This is a genomic window from Microbacterium rhizosphaerae (genome assembly GCF_034120055.1).
GTDB classification, from domain to species: Bacteria; Actinomycetota; Actinomycetes; order Actinomycetales; family Microbacteriaceae; genus Microbacterium; species Microbacterium rhizosphaerae.
The window spans coordinates 1,009,700-1,036,081 of record NZ_CP139368.1; the positions used below are offsets into that span (position 1 = coordinate 1,009,700).

Here is a 26,382-nt window from a genome sequence, read left to right on the forward strand (position 1 = left end):
AACAGGTCACCCCCACGGCATATCCACCCCCTGACGAGCGCTGCGAAGCGCTGGGCGGATCTGTGGTGAAACCCACGACGCTGTCACCGTGCAGCACTACATAGGAGAGAACGTGCCAACCATTCAGCAGTTGGTTCGCAAGGGTCGCGCGCCCAAGGTCTCGAAGACCAAGGCGCCCGCCCTGAAGTCGAACCCGCAGCAGGCAGGCGTGTGCACCCGCGTGTACACCACCACCCCGAAGAAGCCGAACTCGGCGATGCGCAAGGTCGCCCGTGTCAAGCTCCGCAACGGCACCGAGGTCACGGCCTACATCCCCGGTGAGGGCCACAACCTGCAGGAGCACTCGCTGGTGCTCGTCCGCGGCGGTCGCGTGAAGGACCTCCCGGGCGTCCGTTACAAGATCATCCGCGGCGCGCTCGACACGCAGGCCGTCAAGAACCGTAAGCAGGCTCGCAGCCGCTACGGCGCGAAGAAGGGTTGAGTTAGATGCCTCGCAAGGGACCCGCCCCGAAGCGTCCGGTCGTCAACGACCCGGTCTACGGTGCTCCGATCGTCACGCAGCTGGTGAACAAGATCCTCGTCGACGGCAAGAAGTCCATCGCCGAGTCGATCGTCTACACCGCCCTGCGCGGTGTCGAGGCCAAGAACGGCCAGGACGCCGTCGCCACGCTGAAGAAGGCGCTCGACAACGTGCGCCCGACCCTCGAGGTCAAGAGCCGCCGCGTCGGCGGTTCGACCTACCAGGTGCCGGTCGAGGTCAAGCCTCACCGCGCCAACACGCTCGCGCTGCGCTGGCTCGTCAGCTACGCCAAGGGCCGTCGTGAGAAGACGATGACCGAGCGCCTCCAGAACGAGATCCTGGATGCCTCGAACGGCCTGGGTGCCGCGGTCAAGCGCCGCGAGGACACCCACAAGATGGCCGAGTCGAACCGCGCCTTCGCCCACTACCGCTGGTAATCGCCACGTCGGGTTCGGGAACCGGATGACGGTTCCCGAACCCGGCGAGTGCACCCGACACCACAAGTAAGGACACCCCGTGGCACAAGAAGTGCTCACCGACCTCAACAAGGTCCGCAACATCGGCATCATGGCGCACATCGATGCCGGCAAGACGACGACGACCGAGCGCATCCTGTTCTACACGGGCGTCAACCACAAGATCGGCGAGACGCACGACGGCGCTGCCACCACCGACTGGATGGAGCAGGAGCAGGAGCGCGGCATCACGATCACGTCCGCCGCCGTGACCTGCTTCTGGGACAAGCACCAGATCAACATCATCGACACCCCCGGCCACGTGGACTTCACGGTCGAGGTCGAGCGCTCGCTGCGCGTCCTCGACGGCGCGGTCGCCGTGTTCGACGGCAAGGAGGGCGTCGAGCCCCAGTCCGAGACCGTGTGGCGTCAGGCCGACAAGTACGACGTCCCGCGCATCTGCTTCGTCAACAAGATGGACAAGCTGGGCGCCGACTTCTACTTCACGGTCGACACCATCGTCAACCGCCTGAAGGCCAAGCCGCTCGTTCTGCAGCTGCCGATCGGCGTCGAGAACGACTTCGTCGGCGTCGTCGACCTGGTCGAGATGCGCGCGCTGGTGTGGCCGGGCGACGCCAAGGGCGACGTGACGATGGGTGCCAAGTACGAGATCCAGGAGATCCCGGCCGACCTCGCCGACAAGGCCGCCGAGTACCGCGAGAAGCTGCTCGAGACCGTCGCCGAGTCGGATGAGCACCTGCTCGAGAAGTACTTCGGCGGTGAGGGCCTCACGGTCGCCGAGGTCAAGGGCGCCATCCGCAAGCTCACCGTCTCGGGCGAGCTCTACCCGGTCCTGTGCGGCTCGGCGTTCAAGAACCGCGGTGTGCAGCCGATGCTCGACGCGGTCGTGGACTACCTGCCGTCGCCGCTCGACGTCCCCTCGATCGAGGCGCACGACCCGAAGAACGAAGAGATCGTCATCGAGCGTCACGCCGACCGCGAGGAGCCGTTCGCGGCGCTCGCGTTCAAGATCGTGTCGCACCCGTTCTTCGGCCGTCTCACCTACATCCGCGTGTATTCGGGTCACCTCGACTCCGGCTCGCAGGTCGTCAACGCGACCAAGGGCAAGAAGGAGCGCATCGGGAAGATCTTCCAGATGCACGCCAACAAGGAGAACCCGGTCGACTCGGTCACCGCGGGCCACATCTACGCCGTGATCGGTCTGAAGGACACCACGACGGGCGACACGCTATCGGACTCCGACAACCAGGTCGTCCTCGAGTCGATGACGTTCCCGGAGCCGGTCATCGAGGTCGCGATCGAGCCCAAGACCAAGGCCGATCAGGAGAAGCTGGGTGTCGCCATCCAGAAGCTCGCCGAGGAGGACCCGACGTTCCGCGTCGAGCAGAACTCCGAGACGGGCCAGACGGTCATCAAGGGCATGGGCGAGCTGCACCTCGACATCCTCGTGGACCGCATGAAGCGCGAGTTCAAGGTCGAGGCCAACGTCGGCAAGCCGCAGGTCGCGTACCGCGAGACGATCCGCAAGACCGTCGATCGTCACGACTACACGCACAAGAAGCAGACCGGTGGCTCGGGCCAGTTCGCGAAGATCCAGTTCGCGCTGGAGCCGCTCGAGGTCACGGCCGACAAGACGTACGAGTTCGAGAACAAGGTCACGGGTGGCCGCATCCCGCGCGAGTACATCGAGCCGACCAACCAGGGCTTCCAGGATGCGATGAACGTCGGCGTCCTCGCGGGCTACCCGATGGTCGGTGTGAAGGCGATCCTCATGGATGGCGCGTCGCACGACGTCGACTCCTCGGAGATGGCGTTCAAGATCGCCGGTTCGATGGGCTTCAAGGAGGCCGTCCGCAAGGCGAACCCGGTCATCCTCGAGCCGCTCATGGCCGTCGAGGTGCGTACGCCCGAGGAGTACATGGGTGACGTCATCGGCGACCTGAACAGCCGCCGCGGTCAGATCCAGTCGATGGAGGACGCTGCCGGCGTCAAGGTCGTGCGCGCCCTCGTGCCGCTGTCCGAGATGTTCGGCTACATCGGCGATCTGCGTTCGAAGACCTCCGGCCGGGCCGTCTACTCCATGGAGTTCGACAGCTACGCCGAGGTCCCGAGGAACGTCGCCGACGAGATCATCCAGAAGACCAAGGGCGAGTGAGTCCTTCCGGGATGCCGCTGCCCGCGGTATCCCGGGTCCACAACTTCACACTGCTTCAACAGAACCCCTCTACTAAGCTAGAGAAATCCCCGTAGCGAACCGGTCGCAAACCAGTGCCCGGCTCGTCTACACGACCGTCCTGAGGAGGACCCAGTGGCTAAGGCCAAGTTCGAGCGGACCAAGCCGCACGTGAACATCGGAACGATCGGTCACGTCGACCACGGCAAGACGACGCTCACCGCCGCCATCTCGAAGGTGCTCGCCGACAAGTACCCGTCGGCCACCAACGTCCAGCGTGACTTCGCATCGATCGACTCGGCTCCCGAGGAGCGCCAGCGCGGCATCACGATCAACATCTCGCACGTCGAGTACGAGACCCCGAAGCGTCACTACGCTCACGTCGACGCCCCGGGTCACGCCGACTACATCAAGAACATGATCACCGGTGCCGCTCAGATGGACGGCGCGATCCTCGTGGTCGCCGCCACCGACGGCCCGATGGCGCAGACGCGCGAGCACGTGCTGCTCGCCAAGCAGGTCGGCGTGCCCTACCTGCTCGTCGCGCTGAACAAGGCGGACATGGTCGACGATGAGGAGATCCTGGAGCTCGTCGAGCTCGAGGTCCGCGAGCTGCTGTCGTCCCAGGACTTCGACGGCGACAACGCCCCCGTCGTGCGCGTCTCGGGCCTGAAGGCTCTCGAGGGCGACGAGGCGTGGACGCAGTCGATCCTCGACCTCATGGAGGCCGTCGACGAGTCCATCCCGGACCCGGTGCGCGACAAGGACAAGCCGTTCCTCATGCCGATCGAGGACGTCTTCACCATCACCGGCCGTGGCACGGTCGTGACGGGTCGCGCCGAGCGCGGCACGCTCGCGATCAACTCCGAGGTCGAGATCGTGGGTCTGCGCCCGACGCAGAAGACGATCGTCACCGGTATCGAGATGTTCCACAAGCAGCTCGACGAGGCGTGGGCCGGCGAGAACTGTGGTCTGCTCCTGCGCGGCACCAAGCGTGACGACGTCGAGCGCGGCCAGGTCGTCGTGAAGCCGGGTTCGGTCACGCCGCACACCAACTTCGAGGGCACGGCGTACATCCTGTCCAAGGAGGAGGGTGGCCGTCACAACCCCTTCTACACGAACTACCGCCCGCAGTTCTACTTCCGCACCACGGACGTCACCGGCGTCATCTCGCTGCCCGAGGGCACCGAGATGGTCATGCCGGGCGACACCACGGACATGACGGTCGAGCTCATCCAGCCGATCGCCATGGAAGAGGGCCTCGGCTTCGCGATCCGTGAGGGTGGCCGCACCGTCGGCGCCGGCACGGTGACCAAGATCATCAAGTAAGTCCTTCGACTTACCGGAAGGGCCGCATCCGAGAGGATGCGGCCCTTCCGCATGTCATGGTCTCTCGGTGAGATATCAGGGCGCGCACCGTACGATCGAGGAGTGTCCTCTGAGAACGGGCGCGCTGCGACTGGGGATTCGCCGCGCCGACACCGCCGACGCTGGCCTTGGATCCTCCTGGGCTGCTTCGTCCTCCTCCTCGGCATCGCGGCCGCCTCCGGCTTCGCGACCTACCAGTTGTACAAGCAGGCCAAGACGGTGGAAGCGGATCTGAGCACCGCGAAGCACGAACTCGGCCTGCTGTCGGTCCAGGTGTCCACGGGAGACCAAGCCGGCATCCAGGCCTCCTCGGAACGCGCGCTCGCCGCGACGACCCACGCCAATCAGACGGTGCAGGGCAGGCTGTGGGCCATCGGGGCCTACGTCCCCTTCATCGGTCAGAATGTCGCGGCGGTGCGGGACGCCACGGAGGCCACCGACATCCTGGTCCGCGATGCCGTTCCCGTCGGCGTGCGGCTGCTGACGAACCTGCGTCCCGAGAAGATCAAGCTCGCCGGCGGAGGGATCGACCTCGCCCCGTTCCAGGCGGCGATGAAGGACCTGCCGAGTCTCAATGCCGCGTTCGCCGAGGCCCAGCAGAAGGTCGCGGGGATCGACCGGAAGGCGCTGCTGCCGATCGTCGATCAGGCGATCGGACAGCTGCTGACGGTGATCGACCAGACGGCGCCGACCTTGCAGCGCGTCCAGTCGGTGATGCCGACGCTGTTGAAGATCGCGGGTGGAGACGGACCCCGCCACTACCTCCTGATCTTCCAGAACAACGCGGAGATCCGGGCGACAGGGGGCAACCCGGCGGTCAGCATGGTCGTCACGGTCGACAACGGCAGGGTGACGTTCGACAGCCAGGCCAACTCGACGACATTCGCGAGCGCGGGCCGGAACGCGCAGTTCGCTTCACTGCCTGCCGAGACGCTTGCGCTCTACCTCAAGACGGTGAACCGGAACAGCCAGGACTTCACGATGACGCCGGACTTCCCCACGACCGCGCAGCTCTTCGAGAACCTCTGGCAGCAGACGAGCGGCACGAGGCCCGACGGTGTCGTATCGGTCGATCCGGTGGTGTTCGCCGAGATGCTGTCGGTGGCGGGGCCGTTCCGGGCGGGAGACGGCACCGAGATCGGGGCGGACAACGCGGTCAAGGCGCTGCTGAGCGACGCATACGCGCGCTATCCGACCGGGCCGGAGTCGAATGCATTCTTCGCGGATGTCGCCTCCCGCGGCTTCCTTCACCTCACGACGCCGACGTGGGACCCGATGAAGATGCTCGCCGTGCTGCAGAAGGCGGCCGGCGAACAGCGCGTGTACCTCGCGTTCTCGCGAGCGGACGAGCAGGCTATGGCTGTCGAGTATGGACTGGACGGCGCACTGCGCGCGGACAACAAGACCAAGACGCAGCTCGGGATCTACCTCAACGACTACTCCGTCGGCAAGCTGGAGTATTACCTCAAGACCTCCGTCTCCGCGGCGTGCGACGTGGGCAAGCGGACGGCGACGGTGACCATGACCCTGGCCAGTTCCGTCCCCAGCAGCCCGCTCGACTACTACGTCCTCGGTCTGCGCAACGGTAGCTATGGCTTGTCCGGGCGCGACATGATGATCGACGTGCTGTTCTTCGCGCCGCCGGGTGCGAAGATCGTCGCCACGACGCCCAGTACGGGGGATGTCAAGTCCCTCAATCGCGCGGGGGTCGAGAAGGGCAACACGGCGATCAGCAGGACGATCGCGCTCCGGCAGGGGCACACGCGCACCGTGGCCTACACCGTGCAGCTGCCCGAGGGCCCGCTGGGCGCGCTCGAGCTGCGTCACACCCCGACGGTCACGGACACCCCGGTCACCATCGACGCGAACTGCGGCGCTCTGATGGGATCCGCGTCGAAATGATCCGTGCTGCCGGCCGAGCCTGAGGATGCGCCGAGCGCGACACGCCCGAGTTTGCGACACGCCCGGGCGACACGTACACTAGTGAGGTTCCACATTCCGGGGTGCGCTCAGCGCGCGCCGGATCACTGCCAGGGCAGTGCATAGGCGGCGCAGCATCCCTTCACCGGGATGGATGCGCGAGGACCTAGGCCGCGGGCAGTAGAACAGCGACATCCCCCTTCTTCAGCCGGGCGACCGGCACCGTGCGCATGCGTGCGGGCGAAAGGGGAGCCGGATGCCTCGGCAGCCGGTTTGACAGCAGAACAGCGGTGCAGCATCCCCGCAACCGCGGGAGAAGTGCCCCGGTGCGACAGCACTGTGAAAAGTGCGCAAGCACCGACGTGCGTCCGATGCGTCAGCAGACGTATGACGCGAGAAGAGAGAGAGCAGACAATGGCGGGACAGAAGATCCGCATTCGCCTGAAGTCGTACGATCACGCCGGACTGGACTCGTCCGCGCGCAAGATCGTCGACACCGTGACCCGTGCAGGCGCGACCGTCGTGGGCCCCGTGCCCCTTCCGACCGAGAAGAACGTCGTGGTCGTCATCCGGTCGCCGCACAAGTACAAGGACAGCCGCGAGCACTTCGAGATGCGCACCCACAAGCGTCTGATCGACATCATCGACCCGACGCCCAAGGCTGTCGACTCGCTGATGCGTCTCGACCTCCCGGCCGATGTCAACATCGAGATCAAGCTCTGAGGTTCGACATGGCTGACATCAATAGCAAGGTTTCCAAGGGCCTGCTGGGCACGAAGCTCGGCATGACCCAGGTGTGGAACGAGAACGGCAAGCTCGTTCCCGTCACCGTCATCCAGGTCGCTCCGAACGTGGTCACCCAGGTTCGCACGCCTGAGAAGGACGGCTACAACGCGGTCCAGATCGCGTCGGGTCAGATCGACCCCCGTAAGGTCAACCAGCCCCTCACCGGCCACTTCGACGCCGCCGGCGTCACGCCGCGCCGTCACGTCACCGAGATCCGCACCGCGGATGCCGCGGACTACGCGCTGGGCCAGGAGCTCACGGTGGACGGCACGTTCGAGGCCGGCCAGCTCGTCGACGTCGTCGGCACGAGCAAGGGCAAGGGCACCGCGGGTGTCATGAAGCGCCACAACTTCAAGGGCGTCTCGGCCTCGCACGGTGCTCACCGCAACCACCGCAAGCCCGGCTCGATCGGCGCATCGTCGACCCCGAGCCGCGTCTTCAAGGGCATGCGCATGGCCGGCCGTATGGGTGGCGAGCGCGTGACCGTCCTCAACCTCACGGTGCACGCCGTCGACGCCGAGAAGGGCCTGCTGCTCGTCAAGGGCGCCGTCCCCGGTGCGCGCGGTCGCATCGTCTACGTCCGCAACGCAGTGAAGGGTGCCTGATCATGGCTGACTCCACTCTGGACGTCGTGAAGGCAGACGGCAAGAAGGCCGGCTCCATCGAGCTGCCCGCCGGCCTGTTCGACGTCAAGACGAACATCCCGCTCATCCACCAGGTCGTCGTGGCCCAGCTGGCCGCGGCTCGTCAGGGCACGCACTCGACCAAGCGTCGTGGCGAGGTCTCCGGCGCCGGCCGCAAGCCCTTCAAGCAGAAGGGCACGGGCAACGCCCGTCAGGGCTCGATCCGCGCGCCCCAGATGACCGGTGGTGGCATCGTCCACGGCCCGAAGCCGCGCGACTACTCGCAGCGCACCCCCAAGAAGATGATCGCGGCCGCCCTGCTGGGCGCGCTCAGCGACCGCGCCCGCGGCGAGCGCCTGCACGTCGTCGACAGCTTCGGCATCGACGGCGCCCCCTCGACGAAGTCCGCCGCTGCGGTTCTCGCCGAGCTGACTGCCGTCAAGAACGTCCTCGTGGTCATCGAGCACGACGATGCGATCACGCTGAAGAGCGTCCGCAACCTCCGCTACGTGCACGTGATCTCGTTCGACCAGCTCAACGCCTACGACGTGCTGGTCTCGGACGACATCGTCTTCACCAAGGCCGCGTTCGACGCCTTCGTCGCCGCACGGCTCGACAAGGACGCATCCACTGAGAGCGCCGCCACCGAGGAGGTCTCGGCATGACCGCCGCGAACGCAACCGACCAGACGGGTCGTTCCGTCCGGGTGAACAAGGACCCGCGCGACATCATCCTGAAGCCGGTCGTCTCCGAGAAGAGCTACGGCCTGATCGATGAGGGCAAGTACACCTTCCTGGTGGACCCCCGCTCGAGCAAGACCGAGATCAAGCTCGCGATCGAGAAGATCTTCGGGGTCAAGGTCGCATCCGTCAACACGATCAACCGCGTCGGCAAGGCCCGCCGCACCCGCTTCGGCATCGGCAAGCGCAAGGACACCAAGCGCGCCATCGTCACGCTGAAGTCGGGCACGATCGACATCTTCACGGCAGTCGGCTGACGGTCGGGATAGAGGACTAGAAAATGGCAATTCGCAAGTACAAGCCGACGACCCCGGGTCGTCGTGGCTCGTCGGTCGCCGACTTCGCCGAGATCACGCGATCGACGCCCGAGAAGTCTCTGCTGCGCCCGCTCTCCAAGACGGGTGGCCGCAACAACCAGGGCCGGATCACCACGCGTCACATCGGCGGTGGCCACAAGCGTCAGTACCGTGTCATCGACTTCCGTCGCAATGACAAGGACGGCATCGACGCAAAGGTCGCACACATCGAGTACGACCCCAACCGCACCGCGCGCATCGCGCTCCTGCACTACGTCGACGGCGAGAAGCGCTACATCCTCGCGCCGAACAAGCTGCAGCAGGGCGACGTCGTCGAGTCCGGTCCGTCGGCCGACATCAAGCCGGGCAACAACCTGCCGCTCAAGAACATCCCGACCGGTACGGTGGTGCACGCCATCGAGCTGCGTCCGGGCGGCGGTGCCAAGATGGCGCGCTCGGCCGGTGCGGCCGTCCGCCTCGTGGCGAAGGACGGCCCCTACGCCCAGCTGCGTCTGCCCTCGGGCGAGATCCGCAACGTCGACGCGCGCTGCCGCGCGACCGTCGGCGAGGTCGGCAACGCCGAGCAGTCGAACATCAACTGGGGCAAGGCCGGCCGCAACCGGTGGAAGGGCATCCGCCCGACCGTCCGCGGTGTCGCGATGAACCCGGTCGACCACCCGCACGGTGGTGGTGAGGGCAAGACGTCCGGCGGTCGTCACCCGGTGTCGCCGTGGGGTCAGGCCGAGGGTCGCACCCGTCACGCGAACAAGGAAAGCGACAAGTACATCGTCCGTCGTCGCAACGCCGGCAAGAAGCGGAAGTAGGAGTAGAGGAAGATGCCTCGCAGCCTCAAGAAGGGCCCCTTCGTCGACGACCACCTGCTCCGCAAGGTCGTGGTCCAGAACGAAGCCGGTACCAAGAACGTCATCAAGACCTGGTCGCGCCGATCGATGATCGTCCCCGCCATGCTGGGTCACACGATCGCCGTCCACGACGGTCGCAAGCACATCCCTGTGTTCGTGACCGAGACCATGGTCGGCCACAAGCTGGGCGAATTCGCGCCCACCCGCACCTTCCGCGGCCACGAGAAGGACGACAAGAAGGGCCGCCGCCGCTGACGCGGTGGTGCAAGAGGAGAGAGAAATGGTGGAGTCCATCGCACGCGTGCGACACATCCGCGTGACCCCTCAGAAGGCTCGTCGTGTCGTCGCTCTCATCAAGGGCAAGCAGGCCGAAGAGGCCCTCGCCATCCTGAAGTTCGCTCAGCAGAGCGCCAGCGACCCGATCTACAAGCTCGTGGAGTCGGCGATCGCGAACGCTCGCGTCAAGGCCGACCAGGCCGGCGAGTACCTGGATGAGCGCGACCTCTTCGTCAAGAACGCCTTCGTGGACGAGGGGACGACGCTCAAGCGTTTCCAGCCCCGCGCCCAGGGTCGCGCGTTCCAGATCAAGAAGCGCACGAGCCACATCACGGTGCAGCTCGCAACGCCGGAGCTGGCGAGCGCCTCGACAGGCTCGGCAGGCGCCGACAAGAACAAGAAGGCGAGCAAGTAATGGGACAGAAGGTCAACCCGTACGGCTTCCGCCTCGGCATCACCACGGACCACGTGTCGCGGTGGTTCTCGGACTCGACGAAGCCGGGCCAGCGTTACGCCGACTACGTCGCCGAGGACATCAAGATCCGGAAGCTCCTGCAGACGCAGCTCGACCGGGCCGGCGTCAGCAACATCGAGATCGAGCGCACGCGTGACCGCGTCCGCGTCGACATCCACACCGCCCGTCCGGGCATCGTGATCGGCCGCCGCGGCGCCGAGGCCGAGCGCATCCGCGCCGACCTCGAGAAGCTCACGGGCAAGCAGATCCAGCTGAACATCCTCGAGGTCAAGAACCCCGAGGCCGACGCTCAGCTGGTCGCCCAGGGCATCGCCGAGCAGCTCAGCGCCCGCGTGGCGTTCCGCCGCGCGATGCGCAAGGGTCTGCAGGGCGCACAGCGCGCGGGCGCCAAGGGCGTCCGCATCCAGGTCTCCGGCCGCCTCGGCGGCGCCGAGATGAGCCGCTCGGAGTTCTACCGCGAGGGTCGTGTGCCGCTGCACACGCTGCGCGCGAACATCGACTACGGCTTCTACGAGGCGAAGACCACCTTCGGCCGCATCGGCGTGAAGGTCTGGATCTACAAGGGCGACCTCACGAACAAGGAGCTCGCGCGCGAGCAGGCGAACCAGAAGCCGACGCGTGAGCGTGGCGACCGTCGCGGCCCTCGTGACCGTGGCGACCGCCGCAACGAGGCCCCCGTGGCAGAAGGAGCGTCGGCGTAATGCTCATCCCCCGCAAGGTCAAGTACCGCAAGCAGCACCACCCGGGCCGCTCGGGCCAGGCCACCGGCGGCACCAAGGTGTCGTTCGGCGAGTTCGGCATCCAGGCGCTCACGTCCGCTTACGTGACCAACCGTCAGATCGAGTCCGCTCGTATCGCGATGACGCGTCACATCAAGCGTGGCGGCAAGGTGTGGATCAACATCTACCCGGACCGTCCGCTCACGAAGAAGCCGGCCGAGACCCGCATGGGTTCCGGCAAGGGATCGCCGGAGTGGTGGGTCGCGAACGTCAAGCCGGGTCGCGTCCTCTTCGAGGTCGCCGGTGTCAACGAGCAGCTCGCTCGTGAGGCCCTGACCCGTGCCATTCACAAGCTGCCCTTGAAGGCACGCATCATCAAGCGCGAGGAGGGCGACGCGTAATGGCGATCGGCACCAAGGAGCTCGCCACGAGCGAGCTCGACACGTACGAAGACGAGCGTCTCGTCGAGGAGCTGCGCAAGGCCAAGGAAGAGCTGTTCAACCTGCGCTTCCAGTCGGCCACCGGCCAGCTCGAGAGCCACGGCCGCATCCGTGCGGTCAAGCGCGACATCGCGCGCCTCTACACGGTGATCCGCGAGCGCGAGCTGGGCATCCGTGCCACGCCCACGCCGATCGAGGCGCCGGCCAAGGCCGCGAAGGCCAAGAAGACGAAGAAGGCGGACGCCGAGGCGCCCGCCGCGCAGGAGGAGGCTGAGTGATGGCCGCTGCAGAGAACAAGGTCGAGACGACCGGTCACGAGAGCGCCGCGCACGACGTCCGTGACGTCAACGCGCGCGGCTACCGCAAGACCCGCCGTGGCTATGTCGTCAGCGACAAGATGGACAAGACGATCGTCGTCGAGGTCGAGGACCGCGTGAAGCACCCGCTTTACGGCAAGGTCATCCGTCGCACGTCGAAGGTCAAGGCGCACGACGAGACGAACAGCGCCGGCATCGGCGACCTCGTCCTCATCAACGAGACCCGCCCGCTGAGCGCCACCAAGCGCTGGCGTCTGGTCGAGATCCTGGAGAAGGCGAAGTGATCCAGACTGAATCCCGGCTCAAGGTCGCCGACAACACCGGCGCCAAGGAGCTGCTCACCATCCGCGTGCTCGGCGGCTCCAACCGCCGCTACGCGGGCCTGGGCGACATCATCGTGGCGACCGTCAAGGACGCCATCCCGGGCGGCAACGTCAAGAAGGGCGATGTCGTCAAGGCGGTCGTCGTGCGCACCGTCAAGCAGACGCGTCGCGCCGACGGCTCGTACATCAAGTTCGACGAGAACGCCGCCGTCATCCTGAAGAACGACGGGGAGCCCCGCGGCACCCGCATCTTCGGACCGGTCGGCCGTGAGCTTCGCGACAAGAAGTTCATGAAGATCGTCTCGCTGGCACCGGAGGTGATCTGATCATGGCGAACATCAAGAAGGGCGACCTGGTCGTCGTCATCACGGGTCGCACGCAGGCCAAGGGCGGCGACCGCGGCAAGCAGGGCAAGGTCCTCGAGGTCCTCGCCGAGCAGAACCGCGTGATCGTCGAGGGCGTCAACTACGCCACCCGTCACAACCGCGTGGGCCAGACCCAGCGCGGCACCAAGACGGGCGGCATCGAGACGTTCGAGGCCTCCATCCACATCTCCAACGTCGCCCTCGTCGACCCGTCGACGAAGAAGGCGACCCGCGTGGGACACCGCGTGGAGGAGCAGATCAAGGACGGCAAGAAGCGCACCGTGCGTGTGCGCTACGCCAAGAAGTCAGGCAAGGACCTCTGATGAGCACCACCGCTGCCGTGGAGGCTGGCAAGATCCAGCCCCGCCTCAAGCAGAAGTACAACAACGACATCAAGAAGGCGCTGCAGGACGAGTTCGGCTACGAGAACGTCATGCAGATCCCCGGCCTCGTGAAGGTCGTCGTGAACACGGGTGTCGGCGAGGCCGCGCGCGACAGCAAGGTGATCGAGGGTGCGGTCGACGACCTCACCAAGATCACCGGCCAGAAGCCGGTCGTGACCAAGGCCCGCAAGTCGATCGCCCAGTTCAAGCTGCGCGAGGGCCAGGCCATCGGCGCGCACGTCACCCTCCGCGGCGACCGCGCGTGGGAGTTCGTGGACCGCCTCGTCAACCTGGCGCTGCCCCGCATCCGGGACTTCCGCGGCCTGTCGGGCAAGCAGTTCGACGGTCACGGCAACTACACCTTCGGTCTGCAGGAGCAGTCGGTCTTCCACGAGATCAACCAGGACAAGATCGATCGCGTCCGCGGCTTCGACATCACGATCGTGACGTCGGCGGAGACGGATGCCGAGGGCCGCGCGCTCCTGCGCCACCTGGGCTTCCCGTTCCGTGCGGATGACGCTCAGGCGTGATCTGACACAATTGCGGGATGCCTGGCCACAGCGCCAGGCATCCCCATGTCACAACTGAATATGGCATCTCATTGCAGGTCGTCAGTCGTGTAACGGCTGCCGAAACCTCATGATCAAAGGAAACCAATCATGACGATGACAGACCCGGTCGCAGACATGCTGACCCGTCTGCGCAACGCGAACTCGGCGCACCACGACTCTGTGTCGCTGCCGAGCTCGAAGCTCAAGACGCACATCGCCGAGATCCTCAAGCAGGAGGGCTACATCGCGCAGTGGGAGGTGTCCGACGCCCGCGTCGGCCAGACCCTCACGCTGACGCTGAAGTACGGCCCGAACCGCGAGCGGTCGATCGCCGGCATCAAGCGCGTCTCCAAGCCCGGTCTTCGCGTGTACGCGAAGTCCACCGAGATCCCCAAGGTCCTCGGTGGCCTGGGCGTCGCCATCCTGTCCACCTCCTCCGGTCTTCTCACCGACCGTCAGGCCGAGTCGAAGGGCGTGGGCGGAGAAGTTCTCGCCTACGTGTGGTGACGATTCATGTCTCGTATCGGACGTCTTCCCATTGACATCCCCGCCGGTGTGACCGTCTCGGTCGACGGCCAGGACGTCTCCGTCAAGGGCCCGAAGGGCGAGCTCTCGCTCACCGTCGCGCGCCCCATCGAGGTCAAGATCGAAGAGGGCCAGGTCATCGTGACCCGTCCCGACGACGAGCGCGAGTCGCGCTCGCTGCACGGTCTGACCCGCACCCTCATCAACAACGACATCATCGGCGTGACGCAGGGCTACACCAAGGGCCTCGAGGTCGTCGGCACCGGTTACCGCGTCGCCCAGAAGGGTTCGGCGGTCGAGTTCGCGCTCGGCTTCTCGCACCCCGTCCTGGTCGAGCCGCCGGCCGGCATCACCCTGACGGTCGAGGGCAACAACAAGCTCACCGTCAGCGGCATCTCGAAGCAGGCCGTCGGTGAGGCCGCTGCGAACATCCGCAAGATCCGCAAGCCCGAGCCGTACAAGGGCAAGGGTGTGCGCTACGCCGGCGAGGTCGTGCGTCGCAAGGCCGGAAAGGCTGGTAAGTAACCATGGCTGTGAAGTCGAAGTCCGACGCGCGTTCGCGTCGTCACGCCCGCCTTCGCAAGAAGATCGTCGGCACCGAGCTGCGTCCGCGTCTCGTCGTCAACCGCTCCGCGCGCCACGTTTTCGTGCAGCTGGTCGACGACAGCAAGGGCCACACGGTCGTCTCCGCCTCGACGCTCGAGGCCGACCTCCGTTCGTTCGACGGTGACAAGACCGCCAAGGCCCGCAAGGTCGGCGAGCTCGTCGCCGAGCGGGCGAAGGCCGCCGGCATCGAGGATGTCGTGTTCGACCGTGGCGGCAACCGCTATGCCGGCCGCGTCGCGGCGATCGCCGAAGGCGCCCGCGAGGGAGGGCTGAACCTGTGAGTGACATCAAGGAGACCGAAGTGACCGCCACCGAGCAGGCCGCGCCCGAGCAGGCCCAGACGGAGCGCGAGCCCCGTCGCGGCGGCCGCGAGCGCAACCCCAACCGTGACCGTGGTTCGCGCGATCGCAACGAGAGCCAGTTCTTGGAGCGCGTCGTGACGATCAACCGCGTGTCCAAGGTCGTCAAGGGTGGCCGCCGCTTCAGCTTCACGGCGCTCGTCGTCGTGGGCGACGGCAACGGCGTCGTGGGCGTCGGCTACGGCAAGGCCCGTGAGGTGCCCCTGGCGATCTCGAAGGGTGTCGAGGAGGCCAAGCGCAACTTCTTCCGCGTGCCGCGCTCCGGCTCGACCATCCCGCACCCGGTGCAGGGTGAGGCCGCTGCCGGCGTCGTCCTGCTGCGCCCCGCTGCCGCCGGTACCGGTGTCATCGCGGGCGGTCCTGTCCGCGCGGTGCTCGAGTGCGCCGGCATCCACGATGTCCTGTCGAAGTCCCTCGGCTCGTCGAACACGATCAACATCGTGCACGCGACGGTCGCGGCGCTGAAGCAGCTCGAGGAGCCGCGTGCCGTCGCAGCCCGTCGTGGTCTGGAGTTCGACCAGGTCGCGCCCGCGCGTCTGGTGCGCGCCGAGGCCGACGCGGCCGCGGCTGCGCGCGAGCAGAAGGTAGGTGCCTGATGGCTGCGCGTCTGAAGGTCACGCAGATCAAGTCCAAGGTGAGCGAGAAGCAGAACCAGCGAGACACGCTGCGTTCGCTCGGTCTGAAGCGGATCGGCGACTCGGTCGTCCGTCCCGACGACGCGCAGACGCGCGGCTACGTCCGGACCGTCGCACACCTCGTGAAGGTTGAGGAGATCGACTAATGGCTGACAAGAAGGATGAGACGGCGGAGACCGTCGCGACCGAGAAGCCCGCCAAGAAGGCCGCCGCCAAGCCGGCTGCCGAGAAGGCCGCGGCGAAGCCGGCTGCCGAGAAGGCCGCTGCCAAGAAGCCGGCAGCGAAGGCTACCCCCGCGAAGAAGGCTGCGGACACCGCCAAGAGCGCGAAGAAGGATGCCCCGGCATCCCGCCCCGGCGTTCTGAAGGTGCACCACCTGCGCCCGGTCCCCGGCGCCAACACCGCCAAGACGCGCGTCGGCCGTGGTGAGGGCTCGAAGGGCAAGACCGCCGGCCGCGGCACCAAGGGCACGAAGGCCCGCTACCAGGTGAAGGTCGGCTTCGAGGGCGGCCAGATGCCGCTCCACATGCGCACTCCGAAGCTGCGCGGGTTCAAGAACCCGTTCCGCGTCGAGTACCAGGTGGTCAACCTCGACAAGCTCGCCGAGCTGTACCCGTCCGGTGGCGACGTCACCGTCGGCGACCTGGTCGCCAAGGGTGCGGTCCGCAAGAACGAGAAGGTCAAGGTTCTCGGCAACGGCGACATCTCGGTCAAGCTCAACGTGACGGTCGACAAGGTCTCGGGTTCCGCCGAGCAGAAGATCGTCGCCGCAGGCGGCACCGTCAAGTAAATCGACAGGCAGGGGCCGGGGGACACCTCCCGGCCCCTTCCGTCACTCCGGCCCCGCGCCGCAGCCCTCCACAACCTGGCCGTGGGATCTTCCGCCCTGGGTTACGCTGGTGGTCTGCGCGTCGTGCACTGACCAGTGCACCGTGCGCGCCGGCATCCCTCTGGAGGAATCCTCTTGTTCAGCGCCATCGCGCGGGTCTTCCGCACTCCCGACCTGCGTCGGAAGATCCTCTTCACACTGGGCATCATCGCCATCTACCGCCTGGGTGCCCACGTGCCGACGCCGTTCGTCGACTTCGGCAACGTCCAGCAGTGTCTCGCGGCGAGCGGCGGCGCGTCGGGCCTGCTCTCGCTCGTCAACCTGTTCTCGGGGGGCGCACTGCTGCACCTCTCGATCTTCGCGCTGGGCGTCATGCCGTACATCACGGCCACGATCATCATCCAGCTGCTGCGCGTGGTCATCCCGCACTTCGAGACCCTCTACAAAGAGGGCCAGGCCGGACAGGCCCGCCTCACGCAGTACACCCGCTACCTGACGATCGCGCTCGCGCTCCTGCAGTCGACGACGCTCGTCACCGTCGCCCGCGCGGGCGGCAGCCAGCTGTTCGGCATCCAGGGTGTCGCGGCCTGCGACCAGCTCCTCACCAACGACGCGTGGTGGGCGATGATGCTCATGATCCTCACGATGACTGCCGGCACCGGCCTCATCATGTGGTTCGCCGAGCTCGTCACCGAGCGTGGCGTCGGCAACGGCATGTCGATCCTCATCTTCACGTCGATCGCGGCGTCGTTCCCCGCTGCCCTGTGGGCGATCAAGGTTGCGAAGGGCTGGGAGGTCTTCTTCCTGGTGATCGCGATCGGAATCGTCATCATCGGTCTCATCGTGTTCGTCGAGCAGTCCCAGCGACGCATCCCCGTGCAGTATGCGAAGCGGATGGTGGGGCGCCGGACGTACGGCGGCACCAACACGTACATCCCGATCAAGGTCAACATGGCGGGTGTCGTCCCGGTCATCTTCGCCTCGTCGGTGCTCTACATCCCCGCCCTCATCGCGCAGTTCAACCAGCCCAAGGCAGGCCAGACTCCGCAGGCGTGGGTCGTGTGGGTCACGCAGTATCTGACCAAGGGCGACCACCCGCTGTACTGGCTCCTCTACTTCCTCCTGATCGTCGGCTTCACGTACTTCTACGTGGCCATCACGTTCAACCCGGTCGAGGTCGCGGACAACATGAAGAAGTACGGCGGCTTCATCCCCGGCATCCGTGCCGGCCGGCCGACCGCCGAGTACCTCGACTACGTCCTGACGCGCATCACGCTGCCGGGCTCGGTCTACCTCGGTCTCGTGGCGCTGATCCCGCTGATCGCCCTGTCCACGGTGAGCGCGAACCAGAACTTCCCGTTCGGCGGCACGTCGATCCTCATCATGGTGGGCGTCGGCCTCGAGACGGTGAAGCAGATCGACTCGCAGCTGCAGCAGCGCCACTACGAAGGGCTCCTCCGATGACGCGGACCGGCATTCCGGCGAGGCTCCTGATCGTGGGGCCCCAGGGTTCGGGCAAGGGCACGCAGGGTGCACGGATCGCCGAGATCTTCGGCATCCCGACGGTGTCGACCGGAGATGTGTTCCGCGCGAACATCGCACAGGGCACGGAGCTCGGGCGACGGGTGCAGGCGATCATCGAGGCGGGGAATCTCGTTCCCGATGCGCTGACCGGCGAGGTCGTACGCGACCGTCTCGCTCAGCCGGACGCCGCTGCGGGGTTCCTCCTCGACGGCTACCCCCGCAACCTCAGCCAGGTCGCCGACCTCGACGCCTTCCTGGACGACCGCGACGAGCAGCTGACGGCCGTCATCGAGCTGAGCGTTCCCCGCGAGGAGAGCATCTCGCGGCTCGAGCTGCGGGCGGCCGAGCAGGGTCGCACGGACGACACGGCCGAGGTCATCGCCAATCGCCTGGCGATCTATGAGCGCGAGACGGCGCCGATCCTCGACGTCTACCGCGAGCGCGGGATCGTGGAGGAGATCGACGGTGTGGGCACGCTCGACGAGATCACCGACCGTATCGTCGACTCTCTCGAGGCACGCGGACTGGTGCGCCGGGCTGCGGCCTGACGTGCGTCCGCACCGAGTGACATGCTGATGGGGTTGCGGCGGTCGATCTACAAGTCGCCCGCGCAGCTGCGGGCGATGGTCGAGCCCGGGCGGATCACGGCCGCCTCTCTCGACGCCGTGCGCCGGCTCGTCCGGCCCGGCGTCACGACGCTGGAACTGGATGCGGCGGCCAACGCCGTCATCACGGGCCGCGGTGCGGTGTCGAACTTCCAGATGGTACGCGGCTACCGCCACACGGTGTGCACCTCGGTCAACGAGCAGGTCGTCCACGGCATCCCGGGCGACCGCGTCCTGGAGCCCGGCGATATCGTCTCCATCGACTCCGGTGCCGAGTTCAAGGGGTGGAACGGCGACTCGGCGATCACGATCGTCGTCCCCGATCCGTCCCGGCCGGAACTCGTCGCCGCCCGCGAGGAGCTCTCGCGCGTCACCGAGCGGTCGCTGTGGGTGGGCGTCGCCGCCCTCGCGAAGGCGAAGCACCTCGGTGAGGTGGGTGCGGCCATCCAGGACGCGATCGAGGATGCGGGGCACGGCTACGGCATCCTCCGCGATTACGTCGGGCACGGCATCGGCCGCAAAATGCACGAGTCGCCGTCGATCTTCAACTACCGCGTCGCAGATCCGGGTCCCGAGGTGCGCCCGGGCCTGGCGGTCGCCATCGAGCCGATGGTCGTCGCGGGAAGCGAGGCGACCTTCGTCGAGGACGACGACTGGACGGTCTCGACGATCGACGGCTCGGACGGCTCTCATTGGGAGCACTCGGTGGCGGTCCACGACGGCGGCATCTGGGTCCTGACGGCTCCCGACGGCGGGGCCGCCGGTCTTGCGCCCTACGGAGTGGTCCCGCAGCCGATCGACTGAGATCTCGTCGGCGGCGCCGACAACACTTTGGCGACCGACAGGTCGCTCACGGGATCGGCATAGAGATCTCGTGGAAAATGGGGCTGCACCCCGCTCGAACACGGAGAAGACGTACATGGCAACCACAGCCCGCAAGACGAACTGGTTCGCGATCTGGGTCAGCATCGCCGTCGTGGCGGTCCTGGCCGTCGTGACGGTCCTCGTCGTCGTGATGAACACCCAGGCGTCCTCTCCGGGTGACAAGCCGCAGTCCTCGCACATCACCTCCTCGGGCGCGATCGTGTTCGGCGATTCCAAGACGAACACGGTCACCACTTATATCGACTTCCTCTGCCCGATCTGCAACGAGTTCGAGCAGAGCGAGGGAGCCACGATCAAGACCGCGGTGGATGCAGGCAAGACCACCCTCGAGGTGGTGCCCGTGGCGATTCTCGACACTCGCAGCAACCCCGCCGGCTACTCGAGCCGCGCCGGATCAGCCATGTACTCCGTCGTGATCCACGACTACGCGAACGCGTACGCCTTCATGCAGGCGATGTACGCCAACCAGCCCCAGGAGGGCTCGGCCGGTCTGACCGACCAGCAGATCATCGATGTCGCGAAGAACGCCGGCGTGAACATGACGCCGGCGCTCGAGAGCGAGATCACGTCCAACAAGTACCAGAAGTACGTGCAGGCGCAGCAGCTGCCGCAGGGCGCGACCGGCACGCCGACGCTCGTCGTCAACGGGACGCAGATCCCGGTGACGATGAACCCGGCGACGGACATCACGCCGCACCTCAAGTAGTCGACGTCGCGATACGGGATGCTGCGGCACCGAGTTGCCGCAGCATCCCGTATCGCATACACTTGATCCTTGGTGCCTTGCGCCTGCTTCGGCGTGTCTTGGTACCGACTCCATCCATCCACCGCAGACCGACCGGTCTGCTGAAGTGTTAGCGAGCGTATGGCGAAGAAAGACGGTGTCATCGAGATCGAGGGCACGGTGTCGGAGGCTCTGCCCAACGCGATGTTCCGCGTCGAGCTGACCAACGGGCACAAGGTGCTCGCCACGATCTCCGGCAAGATGCGGCAGAACTACATCCGCATCATTCCGGAGGACCGCGTGGTCGTGGAGCTGAGCCCCTACGACCTCACCCGCGGCCGCATCGTCTACCGCTACCGCTAGACCGGTCGGAAAGTAACGCCCCGGGTACCCCCGAGCTTGTCGAGGGGTGTGCCCGCCCGGCGAAGACAGCGAACAGGAACAGACAAATGAAGGTCAACCCGAGCGTCAAGCCCATCTGCGATCACTGCAAGGTGATCCGCCGCCACGGCCGCGTGATGGTCATCTGCAAGAGCAACCCGCGCCACAAGCAGCGCCAGGGCTGAGCATCTGCTCGACGGATGCCGCGGCCCGCGGCATCCGGCTCCACAACTGAACAAACAACAGGCAGGATCAGAACCCGCAAGGGGGACACCCCGGGTCGGAGGCCCGGGCACCGATCCTGCTCCACACCTCCCGACACTCCTAGGAGAGCCGCATGGCACGTCTCGCCGGCGTCGACATCCCGCGCGACAAGCGCGTGGTCATCGCCCTGACCTACATCTACGGCATCGGCCGTACCCGCTCGAACGAGATCCTCACCGCGACGGAGATCGACGAGAACATCCGCGTGAAGGACCTCAGCGACGACCAGCTCATCGCGCTGCGCGACTACATCGAGGGCAACTACAAGGTTGAGGGTGACCTCCGCCGCGAGGTGGCCGCCGACATCCGCCGCAAGGTCGAGATCGGCTCCTACGAGGGCCTTCGCCACCGCCGCGGTCTGCCCGTGCGCGGCCAGCGCACCAAGACGAACGCTCGCACCCGCAAGGGCCCGAAGCGCACCGTCGCCGGCAAGAAGAAGGCCGGCCGCAAGTAAGCGCGCCCTGAAGGTTTAGGAGAGAAGAAGACTCATGGCACAGGCCAAGACCGCTGCGCGCAAGCCGCGCCGCAAGGAGAAGAAGAACATCGCGCTGGGCCAGGCCCACATCAAGTCGACGTTCAACAACACGATCGTCTCGATCACCGACCCGTCGGGCGCCGTCATCAGCTGGGCGTCGTCGGGTGGCGTGGGCTTCAAGGGCTCGCGCAAGTCGACCCCGTACGCCGCCGGCATGGCCGCCGAGTCGGCCGCCCGTCAGGCCGCCGAGCACGGCGTCAAGAAGGTGGACGTCTTCGTGAAGGGTCCGGGATCGGGTCGCGAGACCGCGATCCGCTCGCTGCAGGCCGCCGGCCTCGAGGTGGGGTCGATCCAGGACGTCACGCCGCAGGCGCACAACGGCTGCCGCCCCCCGAAGCGTCGCCGCGTCTGATCTCGCTGTGCCGGGATGCGCCGTAGGGTGCGTCCCGGCTCACGCGTGTCTTATGGATGCCGGTCGCTGAGCTTGGCGAAGCGTCGAGGCATCCCGATCACAACTCCACACCTCATCCAACTAGCGAGTGTCATATAGCGGGCACTCAGCCGAAAGGAACCATAGTGCTCATCGCACAGCGTCCCACCCTGACCGAGGAGAAGATCGGGGAGTTCCGCAGCCGGTTCGTCATCGAGCCCCTGGAGCCCGGCTTCGGTTACACGATCGGAAACGCGCTGCGCCGCAGCCTCCTGTCGTCGATCCCCGGTGCGGCCGTCACCAGCATCCGCATCGACGGCGTGCTGCACGAGTTCAGCACCATTCCGGGTGTCAAGGAGGATGTCACCGAGATCATCCTCAACATCAAGCAGCTGGTCGTCTCGAGCGAGCGCGACGAGCCCATCACCGCGTACTTGCGCAAGACCGGCGCGGGCGAGGTCACGGCCGCCGACATCTCCGCTCCGGCGGGCGTCGAGGTGCGCAACCCCGAGCTGGTCATCGCGACGCTGAACGACTCGGCGCGCTTCGAGCTCGAGCTCACCATCGAGCGAGGCCGCGGCTACGTCTCGGCCACGCAGAACCGCAACGAGTACGCCGAGGCCGGCCAGATTCCGATCGACTCGATCTACTCCCCGGTGCTCAAGGTCAGCTACCGCGTCGACGCGACGCGTGCCGGTGAGCGTACCGACTTCGACAAGCTCGTGCTGGACGTCGAGACGAAGCCCTCGATCGCCCCGCGCGACGCCGTCGCGTCGGCCGGCCGCACCCTGACCGAGCTGTTCGGCCTGGCGCGCGAGCTCAACGTCGAGGCCGAGGGCATCGAGATCGGTCCCGCGCCGGTCGAGACCGTGCTCTCCAACGAGCTCTCGATGCCGATCGAGGACCTCGACCTGTCGGTTCGCTCGTACAACTGCCTCAAGCGCGAGGGCATCAACACGGTCAGCGAGCTCGTCGCCCTGTCGGAGACGCAGCTCATGAACATCCGCAACTTCGGACAGAAGTCGGTCGACGAGGTGCGCGACAAGCTCGTCTCGCTCGGCCTGTCGCTGAAGGACTCGGTTCCCGGGTTCGACGGCGCGCACTTCTACGGCGGATACGACGACGAGACCGTCTGAGCAGCGTCCACACATCGCGACCGCCGGTTCATGACAGCGGCGCGTACCGACTCTCACCCCTGGAGTAACTGAGAATGCCCAAGCCCACCAAGGGACCCCGCCTCGGAGGCGGCCCCGCACACGAGCGTCTCCTGCTGGCGAACCTGGCCTCGGCCCTGTTCATCCACAAGAGCATCACCACCACCGAGACCAAGGCGAAGCGCCTGCGTCCGCTCGCGGAGCGTCTCGTGACGTTCGGCAAGCGCGGCGACCTGCACGCCCGCCGTCGCGTGCTGTCGGTCCTCGGCAACAAGGAGGCCGTGCACGTCCTCTTCGCCGAGATCGCGCCGCTCGTCGAGCACCGTGAGGGTGGCTACACCCGCATCACGAAGATCGGCAACCGCAAGGGCGACAACGCCCCCATGGCCGTGATCGAGCTCGTCCTGGAGCCCGTCTCGCCGAAGCCGAAGGCCAAGAAGACCGCGCCGGCCGCTGAGAAGCCGGCCGTTCCGGTAGAGGAGGCGCCGGTCGAGGAGGCCCCCGAGAGCGTCGAGGACGCGCCCGTCGAGGAGGTTCCGGTCGAGGCCGAGGCTGCTGCCGAGGAGGGCCAGGAGGCCGCCGAGGAGAAGGCCGAGTAAGGCCCTTCATCGCACGTCGAGAAGGCCCGCACCCCTGGGGGTGCGGGCCTTCCGCTTCGGCATCTGCGCCTGTCGACGGTGAGTGCCTCGGCGACGCGCTGGGGGGAGAGCGCCGCGGCCGCACCCGGGTGCTGTCACACGGCGGTTGAGCCCGGCGCGAAGACTGCACGGAACGTCTTCAGGAGGATGACGAAGTCTCCGGCGAGCGACCAGTTCTCGACGTACGAGAGGTCGAGGCGAACCGAGTCCTGCCACGTGAGCGTCGAGCGCCCACCCACTTGCCACGCGCCTGTGATGCCCGGCTTCACCATGAACCTTCGGTGGACGTGGTCGGCGTACTTCGACACCTCGCTCGGCAGCGGGGGCCGAGGCCCGACGAGTGCCATATCGCCGATGAACACGTTGAACAGCTGCGGCAGCTCGTCGAGGCTGTAACGGCGCATGAAGCGGCCGAGCGGGGTGACCCTCGGGTCATCGGCGAGCTTGAACAGCACTTCATTGCCGGCGTTCTGGCGTGCGATCAGCGCGGGGAGCCGGTCCTCGGCATCCACGACCATGGAGCGGAACTTGAACATCCGGAAGGGTCGACCGTTGTGGCCGATGCGCACCTGGCTGAACAGTGCGGGACCGTTGCTCGAGAACCGCACGGCGAGCGCGAGAGCGAGGAGGACAGGACTCAGCAAGACGAGCAGCACGAAGCTGACGATCAGGTCGAACGATCGCTTGGCGATGCGCTGGCCTTGTGTGAACCGCGGCGTCTCGACGTGGATCAACGGAAGACCCGCAACGGGGCGAGTGTGGAGGCGCGGACCGGCGATGTCCATGATGCTCGGGGCGAGGACGAGGCTCTGACGCCCGGTCTCGAGTCCCCACGACAGGCGCTTCACGCGCTCGGGGGGCAGATCGTGACCACTCGTCACGATGACCGTGTCGGCGCCGGTGTCCGCCAGCACGCGCTCGACCGACCCGAAGTCTCCCAGCACGCGCACGTCGCAGTCATCGCCGATGGTCGACCCGGCGGCGCGGTCGTCGACGCAGACGCCGACGACCCGATAGCCGGCCTCGGGGGAGGCGGCGAGCTCCCGCGCGATATGGCGGACGGATGCCGTCGATCCGACGAGCAGCGCTTGCGCCGTGTACTCACCGCGAACGCGACGGCGCACGAGCCACCGACGCCATGCCCAGCGAGAACCCGCGAGGAGGCCGACGCCGACGGGCAGCGCGATCAGCAGATACCCGCGAGCGACGTCCACGCGGAAGATGAACGCGAGGATCGCGATCGTCCCGAACAGCCGGAAGCTCGCGGTGACGATCCGCACGTACTCCAGGCTCCCGACGCCGACGACACGCGCCCTCCGCGAATCCGTCAGCGAGAGGCACCACATCCAGGCCATGACGAGGATCGTCGAGAACATCCAGTACGGCAGCCCACTGATCAGCGTGGTCGCGCGAGTGACCACCGCGCTGTCGGCGAACCCGAACCAGGCCAGTTGCGTTCCGAACGTGACCACGATGAGGATCACGAGGTCGGAGGCCCAGAGAAGTCGGCTGAGCCGCTGCTCCCAGGCGGCACGAGGACTTCGGACCGCATCGGCCTGTGAGCGTGCGGCGGAACTCCTCGTCAGACCGACGATCTGCTCGCTCAGTGCCATGCGCGCACCGACCGCTGAATCGCTCCGGCGCGCAGAACGATCAGCCGTTCACAGCGCTGTGCCAGATCGTCGTGAGCAACGACTGTCGTAAAGCCCACAAACGTACCGCCTCCCCAGAAGACCTCCGGGGAGACGGTTGCGGATCCGACAACGTCAGATCACATCCCACATGTGATCTGCTTGCCGGCTGGACGTACCCCCAGAGTGCGTACCGACCGTGAGTCTACCCGGCCGAGGCCGGAAAGGACACAGCGATAATCTGATCTCGTGCGCATCCGTCTCGACATCGCCTACGACGGAACACACTTCCGCGGATGGGCGCGCCAGCCCGGCCTCCGGACCGTTCAAGGCACCCTCGAAGACGCCCTTGCTCGCATCCTCGGCGGCACGCCCCAACTCGTGGTGGCCGGGCGCACGGACGCCGGTGTCCACGCGCGCGACCAGGTCGCTCACCTGGATCTCACCGATGCGCAGTGGGAGCGGCTCGCGCCGCGGCGGCGGGACCCGGCGGGGGATACGGTCGAGGCCCTCGCCGCGCGTGTGCGCGGAGTGGTCGGGGCGTACTCCGACGTCACGGTGTCACGCGTGAGACGCGCGCCGGAGGGGTTCGACGCGCGGTTCTCGGCGGTGTGGCGCCGGTACGAGTACCGCATCGCGGACGACGTGGCAGGCTACGACCCGCTCGAGCGGCACCGCACGACCACCGTGCGCGGCCGCCTCGCTGCGGAGGCGATGGATGCGGCATCCCGCTCACTCATCGGACTGCACGACTTCGCCGCCTACTGCAAGCCGCGCGAGGAGGCCACCACCATCCGCACCCTGCTGGAGTTCGACTGGCGGCGCGATGAGCAGGGGGTCCTCATCGCGAACATCCGTGCAGACGCCTTCTGCCACAGCATGGTCCGCGCTCTCGTGGGGGCCTGCGTCGCCGTGGGGGAGGGCCGGCTCGATGTCGAGGACGTCGTCGCCCTCCGGGATGCGCGCGAGCGGACGAGTGACTTCAAAGTCCTCGCCGCGCGCGGGCTGACGCTCGTCGCGGTCGGATACCCCGCCGACGACCTCCTCGCCGACCGAGCGGAACAGACGCGCGCGCGTCGCGACAGCGAGTAGGTGACAGGGCA

At 66.8% G+C, this 26,382-nt stretch carries 37 protein-coding genes; 36 read left to right on the forward strand and 1 reads right to left on the reverse strand.

All coding sequences use genetic code 11. The annotated features are described in order from the left end of the window. Positions 1-112 precede the first annotated feature (112 nt). From rpsL to rplQ, 35 genes are all read left to right on the forward strand, one after another. Positions 113-481 carry a 30S ribosomal protein S12 gene (gene rpsL, locus SM116_RS04380; protein WP_320943248.1) on the forward strand — a complete coding sequence of 123 codons (369 nt, stop codon included), beginning with the start codon at positions 113-115 and terminating at the stop codon, positions 479-481. A gap of 5 nt (positions 482-486) precedes the next feature. After that, the gene (rpsG, locus tag SM116_RS04385; protein ID WP_045275957.1) at positions 487-957 is read left to right on the forward strand and encodes a 30S ribosomal protein S7; all 471 of its coding nucleotides are present in this window, start codon (positions 487-489) and stop codon (positions 955-957) included. A 79-nt stretch (positions 958-1,036) separates the two neighbouring features. Beyond that, positions 1,037-3,151, forward strand: a complete 2,115-nt coding sequence (gene fusA, locus SM116_RS04390; RefSeq protein ID WP_320943249.1) for an elongation factor G — start codon at positions 1,037-1,039, stop codon at positions 3,149-3,151. Between the two features lie 153 nt (positions 3,152-3,304). Then, complete coding sequence (gene tuf / locus SM116_RS04395; protein ID WP_320943250.1) at positions 3,305-4,498, forward strand: elongation factor Tu; 1,194 nt, start codon at positions 3,305-3,307, stop codon at positions 4,496-4,498. Positions 4,499-4,600: 102 nt separating this feature from the next. Beyond that, positions 4,601-6,439 carry a DUF4012 domain-containing protein gene (locus SM116_RS04400; protein WP_320943251.1) on the forward strand — a complete coding sequence of 613 codons (1,839 nt, stop codon included), beginning with the start codon at positions 4,601-4,603 and terminating at the stop codon, positions 6,437-6,439. 432 nt (positions 6,440-6,871) lie between these two features. Further along, positions 6,872-7,180 carry a 30S ribosomal protein S10 gene (rpsJ, locus tag SM116_RS04405; RefSeq protein ID WP_045246810.1) on the forward strand — a complete coding sequence of 103 codons (309 nt, stop codon included), beginning with the start codon at positions 6,872-6,874 and terminating at the stop codon, positions 7,178-7,180. A gap of 8 nt (positions 7,181-7,188) precedes the next feature. Next, positions 7,189-7,848, forward strand: coding sequence for a 50S ribosomal protein L3 (rplC, locus tag SM116_RS04410; protein ID WP_320943252.1), 660 nt, complete (start codon positions 7,189-7,191; stop codon positions 7,846-7,848). A 2-nt stretch (positions 7,849-7,850) separates the two neighbouring features. Continuing rightward, the gene (gene rplD, locus SM116_RS04415; protein WP_320943253.1) at positions 7,851-8,531 is read left to right on the forward strand and encodes a 50S ribosomal protein L4; all 681 of its coding nucleotides are present in this window, start codon (positions 7,851-7,853) and stop codon (positions 8,529-8,531) included. Beyond that, positions 8,528-8,863, forward strand: coding sequence for a 50S ribosomal protein L23 (rplW, locus tag SM116_RS04420; RefSeq protein WP_320943254.1), 336 nt, complete (start codon positions 8,528-8,530; stop codon positions 8,861-8,863). Before rplD ends, rplW begins: the two co-directional genes overlap by 4 nt. Positions 8,864-8,886: 23 nt before the next feature. Beyond that, positions 8,887-9,726 carry a 50S ribosomal protein L2 gene (gene rplB, locus SM116_RS04425; protein ID WP_320943255.1) on the forward strand — a complete coding sequence of 280 codons (840 nt, stop codon included), beginning with the start codon at positions 8,887-8,889 and terminating at the stop codon, positions 9,724-9,726. A gap of 12 nt (positions 9,727-9,738) precedes the next feature. Next, complete coding sequence (gene rpsS, locus SM116_RS04430) at positions 9,739-10,020, forward strand: 30S ribosomal protein S19 (RefSeq protein WP_320943256.1); 282 nt, start codon at positions 9,739-9,741, stop codon at positions 10,018-10,020. 25 nt (positions 10,021-10,045) lie between these two features. Next, a complete protein-coding gene (rplV, locus tag SM116_RS04435) occupies positions 10,046-10,456 on the forward strand; it encodes a 50S ribosomal protein L22 (RefSeq protein ID WP_320943257.1) in 411 nt (136 codons plus the stop codon). Then, positions 10,456-11,217, forward strand: a complete 762-nt coding sequence (gene rpsC / locus SM116_RS04440; protein WP_320943258.1) for a 30S ribosomal protein S3 — start codon at positions 10,456-10,458, stop codon at positions 11,215-11,217. The genes rplV and rpsC overlap by 1 nt, the downstream gene beginning before the upstream one ends. Further along, a complete protein-coding gene (rplP, locus tag SM116_RS04445) occupies positions 11,217-11,636 on the forward strand; it encodes a 50S ribosomal protein L16 (RefSeq protein WP_320943259.1) in 420 nt (139 codons plus the stop codon). The genes rpsC and rplP overlap by 1 nt, the downstream gene beginning before the upstream one ends. Next, positions 11,636-11,953, forward strand: coding sequence for a 50S ribosomal protein L29 (rpmC, locus tag SM116_RS04450; protein WP_320943260.1), 318 nt, complete (start codon positions 11,636-11,638; stop codon positions 11,951-11,953). Before rplP ends, rpmC begins: the two co-directional genes overlap by 1 nt. Further along, positions 11,953-12,276 carry a 30S ribosomal protein S17 gene (gene rpsQ, locus SM116_RS04455; protein WP_320943261.1) on the forward strand — a complete coding sequence of 108 codons (324 nt, stop codon included), beginning with the start codon at positions 11,953-11,955 and terminating at the stop codon, positions 12,274-12,276. The genes rpmC and rpsQ overlap by 1 nt, the downstream gene beginning before the upstream one ends. Further along, positions 12,273-12,641, forward strand: a complete 369-nt coding sequence (gene rplN, locus SM116_RS04460; protein WP_018171454.1) for a 50S ribosomal protein L14 — start codon at positions 12,273-12,275, stop codon at positions 12,639-12,641. The genes rpsQ and rplN overlap by 4 nt, the downstream gene beginning before the upstream one ends. A 2-nt stretch (positions 12,642-12,643) precedes the next feature. Beyond that, a complete protein-coding gene (rplX, locus tag SM116_RS04465; RefSeq protein ID WP_320943262.1) occupies positions 12,644-13,003 on the forward strand; it encodes a 50S ribosomal protein L24 in 360 nt (119 codons plus the stop codon). After that, complete coding sequence (gene rplE, locus SM116_RS04470) at positions 13,003-13,593, forward strand: 50S ribosomal protein L5 (RefSeq protein ID WP_320943263.1); 591 nt, start codon at positions 13,003-13,005, stop codon at positions 13,591-13,593. The genes rplX and rplE overlap by 1 nt, the downstream gene beginning before the upstream one ends. A gap of 129 nt (positions 13,594-13,722) precedes the next feature. Beyond that, positions 13,723-14,121, forward strand: a complete 399-nt coding sequence (gene rpsH / locus SM116_RS04475; protein WP_320943264.1) for a 30S ribosomal protein S8 — start codon at positions 13,723-13,725, stop codon at positions 14,119-14,121. 6 nt (positions 14,122-14,127) lie between these two features. Beyond that, on the forward strand, positions 14,128-14,664 hold the full coding sequence (gene rplF, locus SM116_RS04480; RefSeq protein WP_320943265.1) for a 50S ribosomal protein L6: 537 nt from the start codon (positions 14,128-14,130) through the stop codon (positions 14,662-14,664). 2 nt (positions 14,665-14,666) lie between these two features. Continuing rightward, on the forward strand, positions 14,667-15,026 hold the full coding sequence (gene rplR / locus SM116_RS04485; protein WP_320943266.1) for a 50S ribosomal protein L18: 360 nt from the start codon (positions 14,667-14,669) through the stop codon (positions 15,024-15,026). 20 nt (positions 15,027-15,046) lie between these two features. Further along, positions 15,047-15,700: a 30S ribosomal protein S5 gene (gene rpsE, locus SM116_RS04490; protein ID WP_320943267.1), complete on the forward strand. Its 654-nt coding sequence runs from the start codon at positions 15,047-15,049 to the stop codon at positions 15,698-15,700. Further along, complete coding sequence (gene rpmD, locus SM116_RS04495) at positions 15,700-15,885, forward strand: 50S ribosomal protein L30 (protein ID WP_106816569.1); 186 nt, start codon at positions 15,700-15,702, stop codon at positions 15,883-15,885. The genes rpsE and rpmD overlap by 1 nt, the downstream gene beginning before the upstream one ends. Next, entirely contained in the window at positions 15,885-16,529 is a 645-nt protein-coding gene (rplO, locus tag SM116_RS04500; RefSeq protein ID WP_320943268.1) for a 50S ribosomal protein L15, read from the forward strand. The genes rpmD and rplO overlap by 1 nt, the downstream gene beginning before the upstream one ends. Before the next feature lie 174 nt (positions 16,530-16,703). Then, positions 16,704-18,032 (forward strand): preprotein translocase subunit SecY, encoded by a 1,329-nt coding sequence (secY, locus tag SM116_RS04505; protein WP_320943269.1) that lies wholly within the window; start codon positions 16,704-16,706, stop codon positions 18,030-18,032. Further along, positions 18,029-18,640: an adenylate kinase gene (locus SM116_RS04510; protein WP_320943270.1), complete on the forward strand. Its 612-nt coding sequence runs from the start codon at positions 18,029-18,031 to the stop codon at positions 18,638-18,640. Before secY ends, SM116_RS04510 begins: the two co-directional genes overlap by 4 nt. A 27-nt stretch (positions 18,641-18,667) precedes the next feature. After that, the gene (map, locus tag SM116_RS04515; RefSeq protein ID WP_320944095.1) at positions 18,668-19,501 is read left to right on the forward strand and encodes a type I methionyl aminopeptidase; all 834 of its coding nucleotides are present in this window, start codon (positions 18,668-18,670) and stop codon (positions 19,499-19,501) included. Positions 19,502-19,616: 115 nt separating this feature from the next. Further along, on the forward strand, positions 19,617-20,288 hold the full coding sequence (locus SM116_RS04520; RefSeq protein ID WP_320943271.1) for a DsbA family protein: 672 nt from the start codon (positions 19,617-19,619) through the stop codon (positions 20,286-20,288). Positions 20,289-20,447: 159 nt separating this feature from the next. After that, positions 20,448-20,669 (forward strand): translation initiation factor IF-1, encoded by a 222-nt coding sequence (gene infA, locus SM116_RS04525; protein WP_013583992.1) that lies wholly within the window; start codon positions 20,448-20,450, stop codon positions 20,667-20,669. A gap of 86 nt (positions 20,670-20,755) precedes the next feature. Beyond that, positions 20,756-20,872 (forward strand): 50S ribosomal protein L36, encoded by a 117-nt coding sequence (gene rpmJ, locus SM116_RS04530; RefSeq protein ID WP_005050492.1) that lies wholly within the window; start codon positions 20,756-20,758, stop codon positions 20,870-20,872. Between the two features lie 152 nt (positions 20,873-21,024). Continuing rightward, entirely contained in the window at positions 21,025-21,405 is a 381-nt protein-coding gene (gene rpsM, locus SM116_RS04535; protein WP_320943272.1) for a 30S ribosomal protein S13, read from the forward strand. Positions 21,406-21,439: 34 nt separating this feature from the next. Next, on the forward strand, positions 21,440-21,838 hold the full coding sequence (gene rpsK / locus SM116_RS04540; protein WP_029145883.1) for a 30S ribosomal protein S11: 399 nt from the start codon (positions 21,440-21,442) through the stop codon (positions 21,836-21,838). A gap of 164 nt (positions 21,839-22,002) precedes the next feature. Beyond that, on the forward strand, positions 22,003-22,992 hold the full coding sequence (locus SM116_RS04545; RefSeq protein WP_320943273.1) for a DNA-directed RNA polymerase subunit alpha: 990 nt from the start codon (positions 22,003-22,005) through the stop codon (positions 22,990-22,992). Between the two features lie 74 nt (positions 22,993-23,066). Continuing rightward, positions 23,067-23,609, forward strand: coding sequence for a 50S ribosomal protein L17 (rplQ, locus tag SM116_RS04550; RefSeq protein ID WP_320943274.1), 543 nt, complete (start codon positions 23,067-23,069; stop codon positions 23,607-23,609). A gap of 134 nt (positions 23,610-23,743) precedes the next feature. Here rplQ and SM116_RS04555 read toward each other — a convergent pair whose 3' ends face one another. Then, the gene (locus SM116_RS04555; RefSeq protein ID WP_320943275.1) at positions 23,744-25,261 is read right to left on the reverse strand and encodes a sugar transferase; all 1,518 of its coding nucleotides are present in this window, start codon (positions 25,259-25,261) and stop codon (positions 23,744-23,746) included. 267 nt (positions 25,262-25,528) lie between these two features. On the opposite strand from SM116_RS04555, the gene truA reads away from it, so the two are divergent. Continuing rightward, entirely contained in the window at positions 25,529-26,371 is an 843-nt protein-coding gene (gene truA, locus SM116_RS04560; RefSeq protein WP_320943276.1) for a tRNA pseudouridine(38-40) synthase TruA, read from the forward strand. Positions 26,372-26,382: the final 11 nt, after the last annotated feature.

Excerpts from the sequence above, each read along its gene's own strand:
- rpmD (WP_106816569.1), top strand. The coding sequence starts at position 15,700 with ATGGCTGCGCGTCTGAAGGTCACGCAGATCAAGTCCAAGGTGAGCGAG.
- rplE (WP_320943263.1), top strand. The coding sequence starts at position 13,003 with ATGAGCACCACCGCTGCCGTGGAGGCTGGCAAGATCCAGCCCCGCCTC.
- rpsC (WP_320943258.1), top strand. The coding sequence starts at position 10,456 with ATGGGACAGAAGGTCAACCCGTACGGCTTCCGCCTCGGCATCACCACG.
- rplP (WP_320943259.1), top strand. The coding sequence starts at position 11,217 with ATGCTCATCCCCCGCAAGGTCAAGTACCGCAAGCAGCACCACCCGGGC.
- rplD (WP_320943253.1), top strand. The coding sequence starts at position 7,851 with ATGGCTGACTCCACTCTGGACGTCGTGAAGGCAGACGGCAAGAAGGCC.
- rpsG (WP_045275957.1), top strand. The coding sequence starts at position 487 with ATGCCTCGCAAGGGACCCGCCCCGAAGCGTCCGGTCGTCAACGACCCG.
- rpmC (WP_320943260.1), top strand. The coding sequence starts at position 11,636 with ATGGCGATCGGCACCAAGGAGCTCGCCACGAGCGAGCTCGACACGTAC.
- rpsJ (WP_045246810.1), top strand. The coding sequence starts at position 6,872 with ATGGCGGGACAGAAGATCCGCATTCGCCTGAAGTCGTACGATCACGCC.
- rplX (WP_320943262.1), top strand. The coding sequence starts at position 12,644 with ATGGCGAACATCAAGAAGGGCGACCTGGTCGTCGTCATCACGGGTCGC.
- rpsH (WP_320943264.1), top strand. The coding sequence starts at position 13,723 with ATGACGATGACAGACCCGGTCGCAGACATGCTGACCCGTCTGCGCAAC.
- infA (WP_013583992.1), top strand. The coding sequence starts at position 20,448 with ATGGCGAAGAAAGACGGTGTCATCGAGATCGAGGGCACGGTGTCGGAG.
- map (WP_320944095.1), top strand. The coding sequence starts at position 18,668 with ATGGGGTTGCGGCGGTCGATCTACAAGTCGCCCGCGCAGCTGCGGGCG.
- rplC (WP_320943252.1), top strand. The coding sequence starts at position 7,189 with ATGGCTGACATCAATAGCAAGGTTTCCAAGGGCCTGCTGGGCACGAAG.
- rpmJ (WP_005050492.1), top strand. The coding sequence starts at position 20,756 with ATGAAGGTCAACCCGAGCGTCAAGCCCATCTGCGATCACTGCAAGGTG.
- rplW (WP_320943254.1), top strand. The coding sequence starts at position 8,528 with ATGACCGCCGCGAACGCAACCGACCAGACGGGTCGTTCCGTCCGGGTG.
- SM116_RS04555 (WP_320943275.1), bottom strand. The coding sequence starts at position 25,261 with ATGGCACTGAGCGAGCAGATCGTCGGTCTGACGAGGAGTTCCGCCGCA.
- rplO (WP_320943268.1), top strand. The coding sequence starts at position 15,885 with ATGGCTGACAAGAAGGATGAGACGGCGGAGACCGTCGCGACCGAGAAG.
- rplQ (WP_320943274.1), top strand. The coding sequence starts at position 23,067 with ATGCCCAAGCCCACCAAGGGACCCCGCCTCGGAGGCGGCCCCGCACAC.
- rpsQ (WP_320943261.1), top strand. The coding sequence starts at position 11,953 with ATGGCCGCTGCAGAGAACAAGGTCGAGACGACCGGTCACGAGAGCGCC.
- rpsS (WP_320943256.1), top strand. The coding sequence starts at position 9,739 with ATGCCTCGCAGCCTCAAGAAGGGCCCCTTCGTCGACGACCACCTGCTC.
- rplF (WP_320943265.1), top strand. The coding sequence starts at position 14,128 with ATGTCTCGTATCGGACGTCTTCCCATTGACATCCCCGCCGGTGTGACC.
- rpsM (WP_320943272.1), top strand. The coding sequence starts at position 21,025 with ATGGCACGTCTCGCCGGCGTCGACATCCCGCGCGACAAGCGCGTGGTC.
- rplB (WP_320943255.1), top strand. The coding sequence starts at position 8,887 with ATGGCAATTCGCAAGTACAAGCCGACGACCCCGGGTCGTCGTGGCTCG.
- SM116_RS04520 (WP_320943271.1), top strand. The coding sequence starts at position 19,617 with ATGGCAACCACAGCCCGCAAGACGAACTGGTTCGCGATCTGGGTCAGC.
- rplV (WP_320943257.1), top strand. The coding sequence starts at position 10,046 with ATGGTGGAGTCCATCGCACGCGTGCGACACATCCGCGTGACCCCTCAG.
- rpsK (WP_029145883.1), top strand. The coding sequence starts at position 21,440 with ATGGCACAGGCCAAGACCGCTGCGCGCAAGCCGCGCCGCAAGGAGAAG.
- rplR (WP_320943266.1), top strand. The coding sequence starts at position 14,667 with ATGGCTGTGAAGTCGAAGTCCGACGCGCGTTCGCGTCGTCACGCCCGC.
- SM116_RS04510 (WP_320943270.1), top strand. The coding sequence starts at position 18,029 with ATGACGCGGACCGGCATTCCGGCGAGGCTCCTGATCGTGGGGCCCCAG.